Raw genomic sequence first — 255 nt, forward strand, 5'->3', positions numbered from 1 at the left:
CCGTGGCGCCATTTGTGATCTGTGGCATAAAACGCGATGCCGCCGGTGTAGAGCGCACCACCTGCTGCCAGCCACCAGAAGCCGTCCATTGTGAGCGCATTGATGAGCGGTTTAGCAGCGATCACGCCAACCCAACCCATCACTACATATATTAGCAACGACATTAGCCGCGCTCCTTTGGCGCACCATAATTCTTGCAGGACGCCAACAACGGCAAGCCCCCACACCACGCCGAACAGCGACCATCCCCACGTT

At 57.6% G+C, this 255-nt stretch carries 1 protein-coding gene; it reads right to left on the minus strand.

All coding sequences use genetic code 11. The features are described from left to right. Positions 1-255, minus strand: a 255-nt coding sequence (trhA, locus tag ACO0LF_RS31865) for a PAQR family membrane homeostasis protein TrhA (protein WP_423021478.1), incomplete at both ends; no start/stop codon positions are given.

The organism is Undibacterium sp. Di27W, from assembly GCF_049340345.1.
Taxonomy (GTDB): domain Bacteria; phylum Pseudomonadota; class Gammaproteobacteria; order Burkholderiales; family Burkholderiaceae_D; genus Undibacterium.